This is a genomic window from Methylobacterium sp. Leaf456, assembly GCF_001425465.1.
Classification (GTDB): domain Bacteria; phylum Pseudomonadota; class Alphaproteobacteria; order Rhizobiales; family Beijerinckiaceae; genus Methylobacterium.
In genome coordinates, this window is the sequence record NZ_LMQV01000040.1 from 273,623 (window position 1) to 289,806 (window position 16,184).

Annotated in this window: 15 protein-coding genes and 1 tRNA gene; 7 read left to right on the top strand and 9 right to left on the bottom strand. The window is 68.4% G+C overall.

From position 1 onward, the window contains the following. Nucleotides 1–74: 74 nt before the first annotated feature. On the bottom strand, nucleotides 75–347 hold the full coding sequence (locus tag ASG52_RS18410; RefSeq protein WP_286159097.1) for a hypothetical protein: 273 nt from the start codon (nucleotides 345–347) through the stop codon (nucleotides 75–77). A 118-nt stretch (nucleotides 348–465) separates the two neighbouring features. Here ASG52_RS18410 and ASG52_RS18415 point away from each other — a divergent pair, with 118 nt between their 5' ends. From ASG52_RS18415 to trpS, 3 genes are all read left to right on the top strand, one after another. After that, nucleotides 466–2,802, top strand: a complete 2,337-nt coding sequence (locus ASG52_RS18415) for an ATP-dependent helicase (RefSeq protein WP_502691085.1) — start codon at nucleotides 466–468, stop codon at nucleotides 2,800–2,802. A 381-nt stretch (nucleotides 2,803–3,183) separates the two neighbouring features. Then, a complete protein-coding gene (locus ASG52_RS18420; protein WP_056246476.1) occupies nucleotides 3,184–3,900 on the top strand; it encodes a PhoH family protein in 717 nt (238 codons plus the stop codon). A 201-nt stretch (nucleotides 3,901–4,101) separates the two neighbouring features. Further along, nucleotides 4,102–5,163 carry a tryptophan--tRNA ligase gene (gene trpS / locus ASG52_RS18425; RefSeq protein WP_056246479.1) on the top strand — a complete coding sequence of 354 codons (1,062 nt, stop codon included), beginning with the start codon at nucleotides 4,102–4,104 and terminating at the stop codon, nucleotides 5,161–5,163. A gap of 39 nt (nucleotides 5,164–5,202) precedes the next feature. Here the strand turns inward: trpS and ASG52_RS18430 are convergent, their stop codons facing one another. The 3 genes from ASG52_RS18430 to ASG52_RS18440 form a co-directional block, all read right to left on the bottom strand. Next, a complete protein-coding gene (locus ASG52_RS18430) occupies nucleotides 5,203–5,856 on the bottom strand; it encodes a pyridoxamine 5'-phosphate oxidase family protein (protein WP_056246482.1) in 654 nt (217 codons plus the stop codon). A gap of 182 nt (nucleotides 5,857–6,038) precedes the next feature. Then, nucleotides 6,039–7,058 carry a ketol-acid reductoisomerase gene (gene ilvC / locus ASG52_RS18435; RefSeq protein ID WP_056246484.1) on the bottom strand — a complete coding sequence of 340 codons (1,020 nt, stop codon included), beginning with the start codon at nucleotides 7,056–7,058 and terminating at the stop codon, nucleotides 6,039–6,041. A 31-nt stretch (nucleotides 7,059–7,089) separates the two neighbouring features. Continuing rightward, nucleotides 7,090–7,734, bottom strand: a complete 645-nt coding sequence (locus ASG52_RS18440) for a TetR/AcrR family transcriptional regulator (protein WP_056246487.1) — start codon at nucleotides 7,732–7,734, stop codon at nucleotides 7,090–7,092. Between the two features lie 207 nt (nucleotides 7,735–7,941). Here ASG52_RS18440 and ASG52_RS18445 point away from each other — a divergent pair. The 3 genes from ASG52_RS18445 (at nucleotide 7,942) to ASG52_RS18455 (ending at nucleotide 9,086) form a co-directional block, all read left to right on the top strand. Then, nucleotides 7,942–8,016 (top strand) — tRNA-Val (locus ASG52_RS18445). Between the two features lie 110 nt (nucleotides 8,017–8,126). After that, nucleotides 8,127–8,681 carry a tellurite resistance TerB family protein gene (locus ASG52_RS18450; protein ID WP_056246491.1) on the top strand — a complete coding sequence of 185 codons (555 nt, stop codon included), beginning with the start codon at nucleotides 8,127–8,129 and terminating at the stop codon, nucleotides 8,679–8,681. A gap of 132 nt (nucleotides 8,682–8,813) precedes the next feature. After that, on the top strand, nucleotides 8,814–9,086 hold the full coding sequence (locus tag ASG52_RS18455; RefSeq protein WP_286159098.1) for a hypothetical protein: 273 nt from the start codon (nucleotides 8,814–8,816) through the stop codon (nucleotides 9,084–9,086). 173 nt (nucleotides 9,087–9,259) lie between these two features. Here the strand turns inward: ASG52_RS18455 and ASG52_RS18460 are convergent, their stop codons facing one another. Continuing rightward, nucleotides 9,260–10,792 (bottom strand): acyl-CoA carboxylase subunit beta, encoded by a 1,533-nt coding sequence (locus ASG52_RS18460; protein WP_056246493.1) that lies wholly within the window; start codon nucleotides 10,790–10,792, stop codon nucleotides 9,260–9,262. A 310-nt stretch (nucleotides 10,793–11,102) separates the two neighbouring features. Between ASG52_RS18460 and ASG52_RS18465 the strand changes: the two genes are divergently transcribed. Beyond that, nucleotides 11,103–12,260, top strand: coding sequence for a 2OG-Fe(II) oxygenase (locus tag ASG52_RS18465; RefSeq protein WP_200945634.1), 1,158 nt, complete (start codon nucleotides 11,103–11,105; stop codon nucleotides 12,258–12,260). 15 nt (nucleotides 12,261–12,275) lie between these two features. Here ASG52_RS18465 and ASG52_RS18470 read toward each other — a convergent pair whose 3' ends face one another. The 4 genes from ASG52_RS18470 to ASG52_RS18485 form a co-directional block, all read right to left on the bottom strand. Further along, nucleotides 12,276–14,147: a tetratricopeptide repeat protein gene (locus tag ASG52_RS18470; protein ID WP_056246496.1), complete on the bottom strand. Its 1,872-nt coding sequence runs from the start codon at nucleotides 14,145–14,147 to the stop codon at nucleotides 12,276–12,278. A gap of 113 nt (nucleotides 14,148–14,260) precedes the next feature. Next, nucleotides 14,261–15,061, bottom strand: a complete 801-nt coding sequence (locus ASG52_RS18475) for an ATP12 family chaperone protein (protein ID WP_056246499.1) — start codon at nucleotides 15,059–15,061, stop codon at nucleotides 14,261–14,263. A gap of 39 nt (nucleotides 15,062–15,100) precedes the next feature. Further along, nucleotides 15,101–15,802: an HAD-IA family hydrolase gene (locus ASG52_RS18480; RefSeq protein ID WP_056246633.1), complete on the bottom strand. Its 702-nt coding sequence runs from the start codon at nucleotides 15,800–15,802 to the stop codon at nucleotides 15,101–15,103. A gap of 16 nt (nucleotides 15,803–15,818) precedes the next feature. Beyond that, a complete protein-coding gene (locus tag ASG52_RS18485; RefSeq protein WP_056246504.1) occupies nucleotides 15,819–16,127 on the bottom strand; it encodes a hypothetical protein in 309 nt (102 codons plus the stop codon). Between the last annotated feature and the right edge of the window lie 57 nt (nucleotides 16,128–16,184).

The following is a 16,184-nucleotide window of genomic DNA, read 5'->3' on the forward strand; positions in this document are numbered from 1 at the left end:
AGCGCCGCCCGATCCGCGGCGCTGCCACTGAAACGCGCAATCGGCACGTCTTCAAGGGGCGTGCGGTCCGACCCTCAGCGCCGGATGTATCCGGGCCCGGCGGGCGGCGGCTGGTTAAGCGGGGCTCGCTGGATCTGATTGCGGATCGCGCTGTTCTCCAGCGACTGGCGCTGCTGGAAATTGCGGTTCTGGTTCTGAACCTCGAAATTCTGGTTCATCCGGTTGGTGCCGCCGGTGCGGCCCTGGCCGAGAACCTGGGCCTCCGCCGCCGTCAGACAGGCGAGCAGCGCGAAAAAGGCGATCGTTAGAACGCGCAGTGTCGAGGCATTCGGTTTCGGGGCGTTCATGGCCTCGCGGGTCCTTGTGGAAGAGAGAATTAGTCTCGTCGGGTGTGACGCCCGAGGGTGGGGGGCGGTTCCGGGGCGGGTCTCGACGGCGTTCGCCTTTTGGTCCAGGGATGCGCGCATGATGCAAGACCGTGACAGCGAGCCGGGCTCCCCTCCGGCCTCGATCGCCGCCCGCGCGATGGCGGCCCTGCGACCCGAGGGCGCGTCCTACCTCACCGGCCTCAACCCGGAGCAGCGCCGCGCCGTCGAGGCGACGGAAGGCCCGGTTCTCGTGCTCGCGGGTGCGGGAACCGGCAAGACGCGGGTGCTGACGACGCGCATCGCCCACCTGATCGCGACCGCCAAGGCGCGGCCCTACGACATCCTGTCGGTGACCTTCACCAACAAGGCCGCCCGCGAGATGAAGCACCGCATCGGTGCGCTGATCGGGCCGGCGGGGGAGGGGATGCCCTGGCTCGGCACGTTCCACGCCATCGGCACCAAGATCCTGCGCCGCCACGCCGAGCTGGTCGGGCTGAAATCCGACTTCACGATTCTGGGCACCGACGACCAGATCCGGCTGATGAAGCAGGTGATCGGTGATCAGAACATCGACGAGAAGCGCTGGCCGGCCCGCTCGCTCGCCCACACCATCGACGGCTGGAAGAACCGCGGCCTCTCGCCGGAGCAGGTGCCCGCGGGCGAGGCGCAGGCCTTCGCCTTCGGCAAGGGCGGCGCGCTCTACACCGCCTATCAGGCGCGGCTCGCGACCCTGAACGCGGTCGATTTCGGCGACCTTTTGCTCCTTTGCCTCAAACTCTGGCGCGAGAACCCGGACATTCTTCGTAATTATCAGGATCGCTTCAAATATATCCTAGTCGATGAGTACCAAGATACCAACGTCGCGCAATATCTCTGGCTCAGGCTGCTTGCGCAACTCCGAAAAAACGTCGCCTGCGTCGGCGACGACGACCAGTCGATCTATGGCTGGCGCGGGGCCGAGGTCGACAACATCCTTCGGTTCGAGCACGATTTTCCTGGCGCCACCGTGGTCCGGCTGGAGCGCAACTACCGCTCGACCGGCCACATCCTGGCCGCCGCCTCCGGCCTCATCGCCAAGAACGAGGGCCGGCTCGGCAAGACGCTTCGAACGGAGGACGAGGCGGGCGAGCCCGTCACCGTCTCCGGCTCCTGGGACTCGGAAGAGGAGGCGCGCCAGATCGCCGAATCGATCGAGTCGCTCCAGCGCAAGCAGCACGCGCTCTCCGAGATCGCGGTGCTGGTGCGCATCTCGGCGCAGATGCGCGAGATCGAGGACCGCTTCGTGCAGGTCGGCCTGCCCTACCGCGTGATCGGCGGCCCGCGCTTCTACGAGCGGGCCGAGATCCGCGACGCTCTGGCTTACTTGCGCGTCACCATGAACGGGGCCGACGACCTCGCGTTCGAGCGCATCTTCAATACGCCCAAGCGCGGCTTGGGCGACGCGACGCTGCAGACGCTTCACGCCTTCGCCCGCGCGGACCGCATCCCGCTGCTGGCCGCGGCCCGGAAGCTGATCGAGACCGACGAGCTGAAGCCCCGCGCCCGCTCGATGCTGCGCGGCCTCGTCGAGAGCTTTTCGCGCTGGACCCGGCTGGTGGAATCGAAGCCGCACCCGGAGGTGGCGCAGACGATCCTCGAAGAGTCCGGCTACACCGAGATGTGGCAGAAGGACCGCTCGGCCGACGCCGCCGGGCGGCTGGAGAACCTCAAGGAATTCGTCCGCTCGATGGAGGAATTCCCGGACATGGCGGGCTTCCTCGAACACGTCTCGCTCGTCATGGAGGCCAGTGAGGCGGAAGGTGCCGACCGCGTCTCGCTGATGACGCTGCACGCCGCCAAGGGGCTGGAATTCGACACCGTGTTCCTGCCCGGCTGGGAGGACGGCCTGTTTCCCAACCAACGCGCCATCGACGAGAGCGGGCGCGCCGGGCTCGAAGAGGAGCGGCGGCTGGCCCATGTCGGGCTGACACGGGCTCGCAAGCGCGCAAAACTGTCGTTCGCGGTCAACCGACGCATCCACGGGATGTGGTCCTCGACGATCCCGTCGCGCTTCATCGACGAGTTGCCGCCCCAGGCCGTGGACGTGATCGAGGCCCCCGCCCACTTCTCGGCGGGCGCCTCGCGGTTCGACCGCAACCCGGCCCCGTTCGGCTCGTCCTACGGCACGCCCGGCTGGCAGCGGGCGCAGGCCAACACCTCCGGCAATTTCGGGAGCGGGAATCGCGGCGGGCGCTCGGGCGGCCCGCGGGAGATCGAGGGCGAATTGGTGGCCAAATCCACCGCCACCGCGTCGGCTTTCGCCAACGGCGCGCGGGTCTTCCACACTAAGTTCGGCCCCGGCACGGTCGCGGGCATCGACGGCAACAAGCTCACCGTTGACTTCGACAAGGCCGGCCGGAAGATGGTCCTCGAGAGCTTCCTCCAGCCCGGTTGAAGCCTCCGGCCGGTGGGCGTTTCCGCCGGCGGTCCGCTCGCCCGAGGAGGGCGACGCCCGCGATGACGATGCCTGGATCGTCCCGATCCGCCGGCTCCGGTCCGAAAAGGGCCGCGTCATCGCTTCTTCGCTCACCCGTCACGCCACCGTCGCCCGCGGCTGAAAAGCTTCGCGGGAGGAGCAGCGTGACTACAATGACGCATCCACAACGATTCATCGCGGGCGTGGAACCGACTCGCCAGGGTTGGCTTTGCTCTTGCAATCGCTGGAGCGGCCTTGGCCGTGATGCTGTACAATCTTCAGGGGGTTTTAGGACAGTCGAGGCCGGTTGAGACATCGAGACTGCTGAAGTCACGCACGAGTCAGGTGGAGTGTTGATCCATGAAGAGACGACGCGCACGGCTTGAACTGGTTGAGGACCGACCGATCCGGATGCATCGGACCCGGTTCGACGAGGAACGCAATCCCGCCCCGATCCAGCCCCTGACCGATCGACAGGGCCAATATCTCGACGCTCTCGCCACCTCGCCCCAGGTCATCGTCCTGGGCCCCGCCGGCACCGGCAAGACCTTCATCGCCGGCACCCGCGCCGCCGACCAGCTCCGCCAGCGCCGGATCGCCAAGGTCGTCATCACCCGCCCCAACGTCCCCTCCGGCCGATCCCTCGGCTTCTTCCCCGGCACGCTGGAAGAGAAGATCGCCCCCTGGGTCGCCCCGCTGACTGAGACCATGAAGGAGCGGATGGGCGCGGGTGCCTTCGACGTCGCGGTCAAGGCCGGCGACATCGAGGTGGTGCCGTTCGAGGTGATGCGCGGGCGCACCTTCAAGAACTGCCTCGTGATCCTCGACGAGGCGCAGAACACCACCACCCCCGAAATCAAGATGTTCCTGACCCGCATCGGCGACGATTGTCAGGTCATCATCAACGGCGACGTCTCGCAGACCGACCTGCGCGAGACCTCGGGGCTTCGCACCGTGATCCATCTGGTGAAGAGTCGGATGATGAACATTCCGATCGTGGAGTTCACCCTGGACGACATCGTCCGCTCCGGCATCTGCGCCGAGTGGGTGCGGGCGTTCGAGGAAGCGAGCCTGTAGGAAGAGACGGGCGGCGAGGACGCTCCTCGCCGTCTCCTACGCCGTCATTCCGGGTTCGCTTCGCGCCCCGGAATGACGGTGGGGCATCTGCCTCCTACTCAACCCCTCGCCTTGACCCGGCGGCACCGGCGGGCCAGAGAACGCCCCTTCGAACGGGATGCGAGATCGCCTCGGCCCGGCCTGCACCTGGGACCCGAGCCGATGGCCGCGTTCAACGAACTCGTCTTCTCCGGCGTCCAGCCGACCGGAAACCTGCACCTCGGCAACTATCTCGGCGCGATCAAGCGCTTCGTCGAGATGCAGGAGCGCGACGCGCAGTGCCTCTACTGCGTGGTCGATCTACACGCGATCACCCTGTGGCAAGACCCGCAGGCGCTGCGCGGCCAGATCCGCGAAGTCACCGCCGCCTTCCTCGCCGCGGGCATCGATCCGAAGCGTTCCATCGTCTTCAACCAGTCCCAGGTGCCGCAGCACGCGGAACTGGCCTGGATCTTCAACTGCGTCGCCCGTCTCGGCTGGCTCAACCGCATGACGCAGTTCAAGGACAAGGCCGGCAAGGACCGCGAGAACGCGAGCATCGGCCTCTACGATTATCCGGTGCTGATGGCCGCCGACATCCTGGCCTATCGGGCGACGCATGTCCCCGTCGGTGAGGACCAGAAGCAGCATCTCGAACTGACCCGCGACATCGCCCAGAAATTCAACAACGATTTCGGTCCGTCGATCCAGGCGCACGGCCATGGCGAGCAGTTCTTCCCGATCACCGAACCGCTGATCGGTGGCCCGGCCGCGCGGGTGATGTCGCTTCGGGATGGTACGAAGAAAATGTCGAAGTCGGACCCGTCCGAGTATTCGCGCATCGCGCTCACCGACGACGCCGACGCCATCGCCCAGAAGGTGCGCAAGGCCAAGACCGACCCGGAGGCGCTGCCGTCCGAGGTGGAGGGCCTCAAGGGCCGGCCCGAGGCCGACAATCTGGTAGGCATCTTCGCGGCGCTCCGCGGCATCACCCGGGAGGAGGTGCTGAAGGATTTCGGCGGCGCGCAGTTTTCCAGCTTCAAGCCGGCCTTGGTGGATCTCGCCGTCGAAACCCTGGCGCCGATCAACGCCGAGATGAAGCGGCTCGTGGCCGATCCCGCCCATATCGACGCCGTGCTGGCCGACGGTGCCGGCCGCGCCGAGGCCATCGCGGCGCCGACGCTGGACGCCGTCAAGGACATCGTCGGCTTCGTCCGCCGCGGGCCGGCCCTGCGGGCGGTCTGAACCGCAGGGCGATCCGGGCGCCGGCTGCTCGGCGCCTGATCAGCCCTCGCCCCGCATCACCTTGGCGCCGTAGGCGTCGAGATCGAGCACGCCTTCCTGCGCGACGCGGGCCTTGTCTTCGTCGCTGATGACCTCCTGGACGATGTCGAGGCGCTTCCACTGGGCGAGCGGGGTCTCGGCGTCGGGCTTGGGGACGTAGCGGCTCTGCTCGAGCTTGGTGTGCTTGTGGATGTAGCGCGGGCAGTTGACCCAGGCCTTCGTGACATCGACGCGCACGACGTATTTCGCCTCGGCCCACTCGGCGAGCAGCGGATCGTCGCGCACGATCCGGGCGGTGCCCTGGACGCGCAGGCGGTGGGGCGTCTCGAAATCGATGAACAGCAGCCCGACCTTGCCCTGGCCGGCGACGTTGCCCATCGACAGGAACATGCCGTTGCCGTCGAAGCCGGGGAAGGCGAGTTCGTTCGGGCCCAGTACCTTCACCACGCCGGTCGGGCCGCCCTTGTAGGAGACGGTCGGGTTGCCGTCCGGATCGACGGTGGAGAGGAAGAACAGGTCGCGGCTCTCGATGAACGCGCGGTCCTGATCGCCGATCGCCGGCTGGACGTGGTGCTTGTCGAGGAAGTCGGCGAGTTTTCGGGTCTCGAACTTGTCCTGGAGCGCGCGGTGCTCCTCGCTGTAGAGCGATTCCATTCTCGTTCTCCCTGTCCGACCCGTCTTTTCGCGGGCGGGGCCCTTTTGGCACGTCGGCGGCCCGCCGGCGAAGGGCAAAATGCCCGCCGTGCCGCACGAAAAAGGCCGGCGCCGCTTTCGCGGCGCCGGCCTCAATCTCAACGGTCAGGCCGAGCGAAGCACGGCCTGCAACTCGCAAGAGATCAGTTTTTGCTCTTGTCGACGAGGGCCTTCTCGGAGATCCACGGCATCATGCCGCGCAGCTTGGCGCCGACCTCCTCGATCGGGTGGGCGGCGAGCTTGGCGCGGGTGGCCTTGAACGAGGTCTGGCCGACCTTGTTCTCCAGCATCCAGTTGCGGGTGAAGATGCCCGACTGGATGTCGTTGAGGACGCGCTTCATCTCGGCCTTGGTCTCGGGCGTCACGATGCGCGGGCCGGTGACGTACTCGCCGTACTCGGCGGTGTTCGAGATCGAGTAGTTCATGTTGGCGATGCCGCCCTCGTAGATGAGGTCGACGATCAGCTTCACCTCGTGCAGGCACTCGAAATAGGCCATCTCCGGGGCGTAGCCCGCCTCGACCAGGGTCTCGAAGCCGGCCTTGATCAGCTCGACGAGGCCGCCGCAGAGCACGGCCTGCTCACCGAACAGGTCGGTCTCGCACTCCTCCTTGAAGGTCGTCTCGATGATGCCGGCGCGACCGCCGCCGTTGGCCGAGGCGTAGGACAGGCCGAGGTCGTGGGCGTTGCCCGAGGCGTCCTGGGCGATGGCGATCAGCGTCGGCACGCCGCCGCCCTTGAGGTACTCGCCGCGCACGGTGTGGCCGGGGCCCTTCGGGGCGACCATCAGCACGTCGAGGTCCTTGCGCGGCTCGATCAGGTTGAAGTGCACGTTGAGGCCGTGGGCGAACAGGAGGGCGGCGCCCTGCTTCAGGTTCGGCTCCAGCGACTCCTTGTAGATGTCGCCCTGCAGCTCGTCGGGGGTGAGCATCATCACCACGTCGCCCCACTTGGCGGCGTCGGCGACGTTCATGACCTTGAAGCCCTCGTGCTCCGCTTTCTTGGCGGTGGCCGAGCCCTCGCGCAGCGCGATGACGATGTCCTTCACGCCGGAATCGCGCAGGTTGAGCGCGTGGGCGTGGCCCTGGCTGCCGTAGCCGACGATGACGACGTTCTTACCCTTGATCAGGTTCAGGTCGGCATCACGATCGTAATAGACGCGCATGGGGGTGTCCTCTCTTCTTCGTGGGTTGGGGTCAGGGGTTCGCCCGGCCGTAGAGGGCCAGGAACTGCTCCACGGCCTGCGCCGCGTCGCGTCCGATGCCGGCGGCGTCGAGGGGGAGCGCGTCGCCGAGCAGGAGCCGGATCTGGATGTCGCGGCCGACCAGACCGAAGAAGGTCCGGAACGCCGCTTCGGTGTCCTCGAACGCCAGCAGCCCGGCGGCGCGGCCGGCCTCCAGCACCGGCTTGACCCGAGCGCCGATGGCGACACGGCCGTTGGCCAGCACGATGGCGCCGAGGTTGCTCTTGTGCGAGCCCGCATGCGCCACCGCGATGCGGTTGAGCGCCACCGAGGTCGGGCTCGCGATCACGGAAAGCCAGGACTCGGCGAAGTCGCGCAGGTTCTTGTTGAGCGTCGCGGCGTCGAGGGCGTCGATCTCGGTGCGCCCGGCATGGACCCGCGAGGCCTGCCAGCGCACGGTTGCGTTCAGCAGCCCGTCTCGGTCGCCGAACCACTTGTACAGCGTCTCCTTGGAGCAGCTGGCACGCCGGGCCACCGCATCCATGGTGAGCGGGTCGCCGCCCTCGACGATCAGCGACAGAACCGCATCGAGCACCGCCTGCTGGCGCAGGGACGGCGGTTCGGACGGGGTGTCGAGGATGGCGGCGCTGGCGGACATGGACCGTGGGTCGGAGCCGTACTGTACGGTACGGTTCGGCTCACTAGTCCGATTCGTCGGACAGGACAAGGCGAGCCGGCGGACAAATCGGACAGGCCGCATTCCCGCGAACAAGGCGCTTTACGAGCGCCGCGACCCAACGTATACGGCCCTCACGCCGCGTTTGCGGCGCCCGTGCCGCCTTTCCCGAGCGGCACGTCGGGGCTCGGGTGCGTAGCTCAGCGGGAGAGCATTCGCTTCACACGCGAAGGGTCACAGGTTCGATCCCTGTCGCGCCCACCACGCCCTCTTCTTCCGTCATTCTTGGATCGACCACTGCGGTTTGACCTTGGGCTTCCGGCTGTGCTGGATTTGCCGCCGATTCGCCCAATCCGGGCGTGCGGAGATGCCGTTTGCCCGTCCTCATCGTCGCGATCACCGTCCTGGCCGGCATCCTGTTCTGGGTCCTGCGGGCGCATGGCACCGTGAAGCAGATTCGGGAAGTCGATCGGGACACCAAGGGGCTCCAGCGCCGGGCGAAGTCGGCGATCCAGGGCCTGATCGGCACGCCGCTCGAACGGGTGAACGACGTGCGGCTCGCCGCCGTGATCCTGATGATCCAGATCGTGCGCACCGGCAGCCCGGTCACGGCCTCCGAGAAGACCCGCATTCTGGAGTTGATGGAGAACCCGCTTCAGGTCGAGGCGATCTCGGCGACCTTCGAGCGGGCGTGGCGCTACACGGAAGGTCGCCGCCCGTTCTCGCTGGTGGCCGACCCGCTGGTGCCGCTGTTCCGCGAGCGGCTGACCGAGGACGAACGGCTGCACTTCGTCGAGATGCTGACGCAGGTCGCCTCGGCCCATTCGGCGCCGAGCGAATTGCAGCGCGAGGCCCTGGTGCGCCTCAAGCGCCGGCTCACGGGCGCCGCCCCGGCGTTGAAGACCAGCCGGGCGGGCAATTTTGGCTGACCGATTGCCATTGACCGGGCCTCGGTCCCGCGTGGAAATTGTCGGCTCCCCATCTATGGGGGCCGATCAGGATCGCCGATGCCGACCACCCGCGCTCAACCCTCGACGGCTCGGCTTCGCCGGACCCGCACGATGCTTCTCGCCTGCGGTCTCCTGGGAGGTCTGACGGCGGTCGCGGAGGCGCGGCTGTCGGTGACCGACAAGCTCAGCACCTATCGCCGCGCGTCGAGCCAGGATCGGATCGACCTCGCCAACCGCCTCGCCAAGTCGTTCTCGGCGCTCTCGCCGCGGCTCGACCGCGACTACTTCATCCGCTGCCTGGAAGAGACGGTGAACATCGGCGACCCGCGCGACCTCGAACTCGACGCGGCGGTGCGGCTGTGCGTGGCGGCGGTGCCGGAGTAGCGCGTCGAAGCGGCTTCTACCGACACTCACCCTCGTCCTGAGATGCCGCGAAGCGGCCTCGAAGGAGGCTTCCAATGAATCGCGCGACTCACTGGAGCGCTCCTTCGAGGGCGGCGCTGCGCGCCGCCACCTTAGGATGAGGGATTTGGTGGGATGAGCGTCGAACAGCCCGCTTACAGCGGAATGTTGTCGTGCTTCTTCCAGGGCTGCTCCATCTCCTTGGTGCGCAGCATCCCGAGCGCGCGGGCGATGCGCTTGCGGGTGGAGTGGGGCATGATGACTTCGTCGATGTAGCCGCGCTCGGCCGCGACGAAGGGCGAGAGGAAGCGGTCCTCGTACTCCTTCGTCCGCTCCGCGATCTTCTCTTGGTCGCCGATTTCGCTCCGGAAGATGATCTCGACCGCGCCCTTGGCGCCCATCACCGCGATCTGCGCGGTCGGCCACGCGTAGTTGAGATCGGCGCCGACGTGCTTGGACGCCATGACGTCGTAGGCACCGCCGAAGGCCTTGCGCGTGATGATGGTGACGAGCGGCACCGTCGCCTGGGTGTAGGCGAACAGCAACTTGGCGCCGTGCTTGATCAGGCCGCCGTATTCCTGCGCAGTGCCCGGCAGGAAGCCCGGCACGTCAACGAAGGTAACGATCGGGATCGAGAAGCTGTCGCAGAAGCGCACGAAGCGGGCGGCCTTGCGGGAGGCGTCCGAATCGAGCACGCCGGCCAGCACCAGCGGCTGGTTGGCCACGAAGCCGACGGTGCGGCCCTCGATGCGGCCGAAGCCGGTGATGATGTTGCGGGCGTAAGCGGCCTGAATCTCGAAAAAATCGCCCTCGTCCACCACGCGGCGGATCAGTTCGCCCATGTCGTAGGGCTTGTTCGGGTTGTCCGGGATCAGGGTGTCGAGCGACTTGTCGAGGCGCTCGACGTCGTCGAAGCTCTCGATCTCCGGCACGCCCTCGATGTTGTTGGCAGGCAGGAAGTCGAGCAGGCGGCGGATCTGCAGGATCGCCTCGACGTCGTTCTCGAACGAGCCGTCGGCGATGGAGGACTTCGAGGTGTGGACCTTGGCGCCGCCGAGTTCCTCGGCCGTGACGACCTCGTTGGTGACGGTCTTCACCACGTCCGGGCCGGTGACGAACATGTAGCTCGTGTCGCGCACCATGAAGATGAAGTCGGTCATGGCCGGCGAGTAGACGTCGCCGCCCGCGCAGGGCCCCATGATGACGGAAATCTGCGGGATGACGCCCGACGCCATCACGTTGCGGCGAAAGACCTCGCCGTAGCCGCCGAGCGCGGCCACGCCCTCCTGGATGCGGGCGCCGCCAGCGTCGAAGATGCCGATGATCGGGGCGCGCATCTTGAGCGCCATGTCCTGCACCTTGACCATCTTGGCCGCGTGCGCTTCCGAGAGCGAGCCGCCGAAGACCGTGAAGTCCTTCGAGAACAGGAACACGGTGCGCCCGTTGACGGTGCCCCAGCCGGTGACGACGCCGTCGCCGGAGACCTTCTGCTTCTCCATGCCGAAATCGGTGGAGCGGTGCTGCACGAACATGTCGAACTCTTCGAACGACCCGTGGTCGAGCAGGAGTTCGATGCGCTCGCGCGCGGTGAGCTTGCCGCGCTTGTGCTGGGCCTCGAGCCGCTTCTCACCGCCACCGAGGCGGGCCTGGGCGCGACGCTCCTCAAGCTTCTCGAGAATGTCCTTCATGGTCCTGAGGAGCCTCCCTGCGGGCAGTTTGTCTTTTGAATGCAAGATGAAGCCGATGAGCTTGACCTTGCCTCGCTGAATCGCCCTTAGCACGCGGCCCTGTCGGCGGAAACGGGGCTTTGCCGGGATGGCCGCGGTGATCCCCCCGGATTCCCCGTCGGGCTCCGAACGTCGGAGGCGGCCTTTGCGGACTACGGAAGCGCCGGGCCCGATGCTTGGCGAGCACGGGCGCGGCGTGCGATGATTCCAGTGTACTCGCCCGAGGGTGGTGCGACGGTTTGCGAACGAGAGCCGCCCGAGAAAGTCACCGATGAGCGCGTCCGCCGATCCCCAGATGTCCTACGTCGTGCTGTCGCCGGGCGATCCGGCGCCCTGGTTCGCGCAAGCGAGCACCGGCAACCCGCGCTACACGTTCGATACGGCGGCGGGCCGCTACATCGTGCTGAGCTTCTACGGCTCGGCCGGGAGCGAGGCGGGCCAGGCGGCGCTGGCCTCGATCGCGCGCAGCCGTACCCTGTTCGACGACGAGCGCATCTCGTTCTTCGGCGTCAGTCTCGACCCCGCCGACCGCAGCGAGGCGCGCATCCGCGACGACCTGCCGGGCATCCGCCACTTCCTCGATTTCGACTGGCAGGTGTCGCGCCTCTACGGCGCCGTCCCGCGGGAGGCGCAGGCCGGGTCGGCGGTGGAAATCCGGCCGTTCTGGCTCGTGCTCGATCCGACGCTGCGCGTCCTCGCCCGCATCCCGTTCACCCGCGACGGCAGCGACCGGGAGACCCTGTTTTCCGAGCTCGCCCGCCTGCCGCCACCCGACCGCTTCGCCGGCTTCGAGGTGCCGCCGCCGATCCTCATCCTGCCGAACGTGTTCGAGCCCGCGCTCTGCCGCGACCTGATCGCTCTCTACGAGCGCCAGGGCGGCGAGGAGTCCGGCTTCATGCGCGAGGTCGACGGCAAGACCACATTGGTCCACGACCCCGCGCACAAGCGCCGCCGGGACGTGACGGTCGAGGACTCAGCATTGGTCGGCGCGATCCAGGCCCGCATCCGGCGCCGCGTCGCGCACGAGATCAAGAAGATCTTCCACTTCGACGCGACCCGGATGGAGCGCTACATCGTCTCCTGCTACGCGGCCGAGGACGGCGGCCATTTCCGGGCGCACCGCGACAACACCACCCGCGGCACGGCGCATCGTCGCTTCGCCGTCTCGATCAACCTCAACGCGGCGTTCGAGGGCGGCGAGGTCAGCTTTCCGGAATATGGCAAGCGCAGCTTCAAGGCCCCGCCCGGCGGCGCGGTGATCTTTCCCTGCGCGCTGCTCCACGCCGTCTCCCGGGTGACGGAAGGCCGCCGCTTCGCCTTCCTGCCGTTCCTCTACGACGAGGCCGCCGCGAAGCTGCGCGAGGCGAATGCCGGCTCGCTCGCGGCGGGCGGCGGCTATCGGGCGAATGCGAGCGCGTCGACGGCGTGACGCCGGCGCGAAGCCTCAGAAACCGAGCGTCTGCGTCGTCGGCGGGCCGTCGAGATCACCCCAGAGCGTCATGCCGAGCAGCCGGGAGGTGATCGGCTCGCCCAGGTGCCGGTTGATCTGCCGGATCACCCGGTTGATCGTTTCCTCCACGCCCGCCGCGCCGCCGTTCTGGCCGTCGAAGAACATGTCGCTCTCGATGATCGGGCGGACGATGTCCTCGTAGAAGCTCCGGCGCATCACGTGCGGCGTATTGGAATGCAACGTGGTGCGCGTCAGGCCATCCCGGACGTCGCGAGGCGTCTGGTACAGGGAGCAGTCGAGGACGCGCCGCACGTTCCGGCGCCGGTTGAGCCGGATGTACGAGACGTCGGGACGCCGCCCGAACAGCGCGATCAGCGTGGCCCAGTCCGGGCAGTTGCCGAGGAGGTGGTGATCCTGCTCGATGATCGCGACGAAGGCGCCGTCGGTCTTCGCAAGGCCGTCGATCCACTGCCGCCTCAGGCCGAAACGCTGGTTCACGACGATGGTGGCCTGCGCCTGCGCCGCGGCCTCGTCGAGGTTGCCGAGGTATTCCCAGCTCAGGGGCGTGTCGCGATGGTCGTACATGATCGTCGCGCGGTAGCGATCCGTCCCGGTGGCGCGGGCGGAGGCCTCGCCCAGGATTCCGGCGATCATCCGCGGGCTCGGCGGGGCGAGATGCCGGTTGCGCTTCATCTTCTCCGTGGCGTGGGAGAACACGATGACGTCGAGCGATGCGGCGTCCGCGGCAGCCGGGCGCGCGATCCGATGACGGGCGTGATCGATCAACTGTGGCAGCATGAACCGGTCGGGCCGCGGCATCTCGGTGGCCACCCGGTCGAGCAGGTCCGCGCATGCGCCAAGCTCGCCCCGATCCAACAGGACGGCGGCGCAGCCCAGCGTCGGGATGATCGAACCCGGGGCGATCTCGCCCGCCTGCCGGTAATGCTGCAGCGCCTCGTCGGGCTTGTTGGCGCACAGGCAGGCATCCGCCGACAAGAGGGCGGCGTCGAACCGCTCCTGCGCGCGCGAAGCCGCCACGCTCCGGCGCACCCGGAGCGCCCCCTCCCGGGCCAGCTCCGGATTGATGCTGGTGATGGCCGCCCGCGTCAGGCGCGCCAGGACGCCGGCATCCTCGGTCGCCGCCATGGATCGCGTGAGGAGATGCCGATACAGATCCTCGTGCCGATACAGGAACCGGCGCAGCGCATAATCGACGTGATCGAACGCCGACAGCAGCGGCTGGATCTGCGTGTCGATGAGGAAGGCGATCTTGTCGTGGTCGTTCTCGGCCAGGGCCCTGTCGAACAGCACCCGGACGAGAATGCCCTTGATCGGGTCGCTCGGCAGATCCTCGAGCTTCTCGAACACCTCCAGATAGATTTTCCAGAAGACCGGGAAGCTCGCCTTGTTCCACTCCGCGAAAATCGGGAACAGGATGTCCGGCGAAAGGCGCGCGCGCGACCGCTTGACGACGAGCTTGCGCAGGACGCCGACGGTCCAGTCCAGCGCCTCCCGATCGTCCGGCTTCACGGCGACGATGCGGGCCCAATGCCGGGCCGCCATCGGCCGGTCGCCCGCCGTGGCGTAGGCGCGGGCGAACAGCCGCTCCGACCACGACGCCGAACCGACCGCCGCGATCTCGGCCGCCAGAGCTTCCGCCTCGTCCCAGAGGCGCCGCCGCAGGAGCATGCGCAGGCTTTCCTTGAGGAAGACCGGGTGTCCATAGCGGTCCTTCAGGTCCGGGTAGGTCCTGGCGCCCTGCGCGTAGAGCCGGCGCGCCTCCTCGACCTTTCCGGCACGGTCGGCCTCCTGGGCGCGTCCGATCGACTCGTCGGCGGATCGCGGCTCAAGACTGATCTCGGACATTTTTTCCCTCGCCGGACCGGACGCCGTGACGTCCGATGCTGCCGCGATCCTGTTATACGATCGCACTTATGTCGTCTCTCGGGTCGGCTCCGACGCCCCGAATCCGTCCGAGCCTATGCCAGGGACGCGACGGTCGCGGCGGCATCGAACTCCGTCCGCCGATGCGCCAGCCGCGCCTGCGCCTCCGCATCGGGCCCCCAGACGCTGGCCTGATAGCTCTCGTCCACATGCGCCGCCGCCCAGGCCGCATCGGCGGTGAGGCGCCCGTGCAGGACCGCGAGCCCGATCACCAGGGAGCCGGTCAGCGTCGTCAGCGTATGGAGCGCGGCAAGGCGAAACGGATCGTCCACGGCCTGGACCGCCGCGCGGAGCGCCGCGACCGAGGCTTCGGGCTGCTCGACATGCATCACGCCCTCGGCGAGGAACAGGCGCGCTCCGAGCGTCTCGCCGGCCCAGTCGACCAGCGGGTCCCAGGCCGCGGATTGTTCGGCGACGAGGCGGTCGGGCGCATCGGCGCGGTAGGCGATCAGGTCGGTGGCGGCGAACGCCGCGAGGTCGGCGGCGACCTCCGCCATGCGATCGGCGACACCGTCGATCGCCGTGTTGACGAGGCGGGTCAGCGGCATCGTGCGGGGGTCGATCGTCTCGACTTGCGCCGCCCATTCGGCCGCGAGCGCTTCGCCGAGTGCACGGGACGGCACCGCGAGGGGCCGGCGGCCGGGGGTGTTGGCGCCGCGCCCGTCGAGGACGAGGCGATGACCGGCCTCCGTCTGGCTCAAGCCCGCTTCCTTATAGAAGCGCTTCGGCAGGGCCGGGGTGCTGCCGGCGCGGGCGGCCCGCTGCGGGTCGGGGCGGGGGGCCTCGCCGGTATCGCCGAGCCAATCGCGGGTCACGTCGTCGTCGGTGCTGCTCATGCCCCGCAGATAAGGGGTTTGCCGCGCGTGCGCGAGCCTTCAGCGCGCGCCGAAGCGCTCGGTCACCGGGGCGGCGTCCGATTCGTCGAGGGGGCCGGAAAACAGGTCGCCCAGCGCCTCCGCCGTCTCGACCACGGTGACCGCGCCCGCGCCGAACAGGGCGCCCGGCGCGTGGTAGCCCCAGGCGACGCCGACGGCCGCCGCGCCCGCATCGCGCGCCATCAGCATGTCGAAGGTGGTGTCGCCGATCATCACCGTCATGCCGGGCTCGGCGCCGGCTTCCGCCATGGCTTGGCGCAGCATGGTCGGATCGGGCTTGGAGGGCGCGTCGTCGGCGGTCTGGATCGTGGAGAACCACCCGACCCAGCCATGCGCGGCCACGAGGTGATCGACGCCGCGGCGCGACTTGCCGGTGGCGATGCCGAGCTGAACGTCCGTGCGCCCGTGCAGCCGGGCGACCAGTTCGGCCATGCCGGGAAACAGCGGCTCCTCGTAGTCCGGATCGATCCGCAGGGCCTGGAAGGCGCGGCGATAGCTCATCGACAGCGCCTCGATCGGCCCGGCCTCGCCGACGAGGCGCCGGAAGGCGTCGGGCAGCGACAGGCCGACCACCGACAGGGCCTCCTTGCGGGGCGGAGGCACCAGCCCATGCTCGGTGAAGGCGCGGCGCTGCGCCTCGACGATGAGATGCTGGCTGTCGACGAGGGTGCCGTCGACGTCGAAGACGACGAGCTTCACCACGACGGGGCGCTTCCCGTCACGGTCGGCGCGCCGGGGCGGAAGGGCCGGGGCGCCGCTCATAGCCGAGGCGGCAGCGGATGAGGAAGCGGCGGCGCGCGCCGCCATAGAGGTTGCGCCGATGCGATTCGCGATTGCAGGCCGCGTAGGAGGTGCGCCGCCGCCGCTCGCCCGCCCGCGCCACGTTCTGGGCGGGCGTGGCCGCAGCTTGCGTCCGCTCGGCGGCCGGGCGCTCGGTCGGCTGCCCCTCGGGCGGCGCCGCGAGGGCGGGCATGGCGCCGCTCACGAACGCGGCGAGCGCGAGGGACATCAGCGTGGGCAGCCTCATGCGGTCCTGACCTCGATGCAGCCGCGGCCGGCGGTACGGACGGGCGAGGCGGCGTTC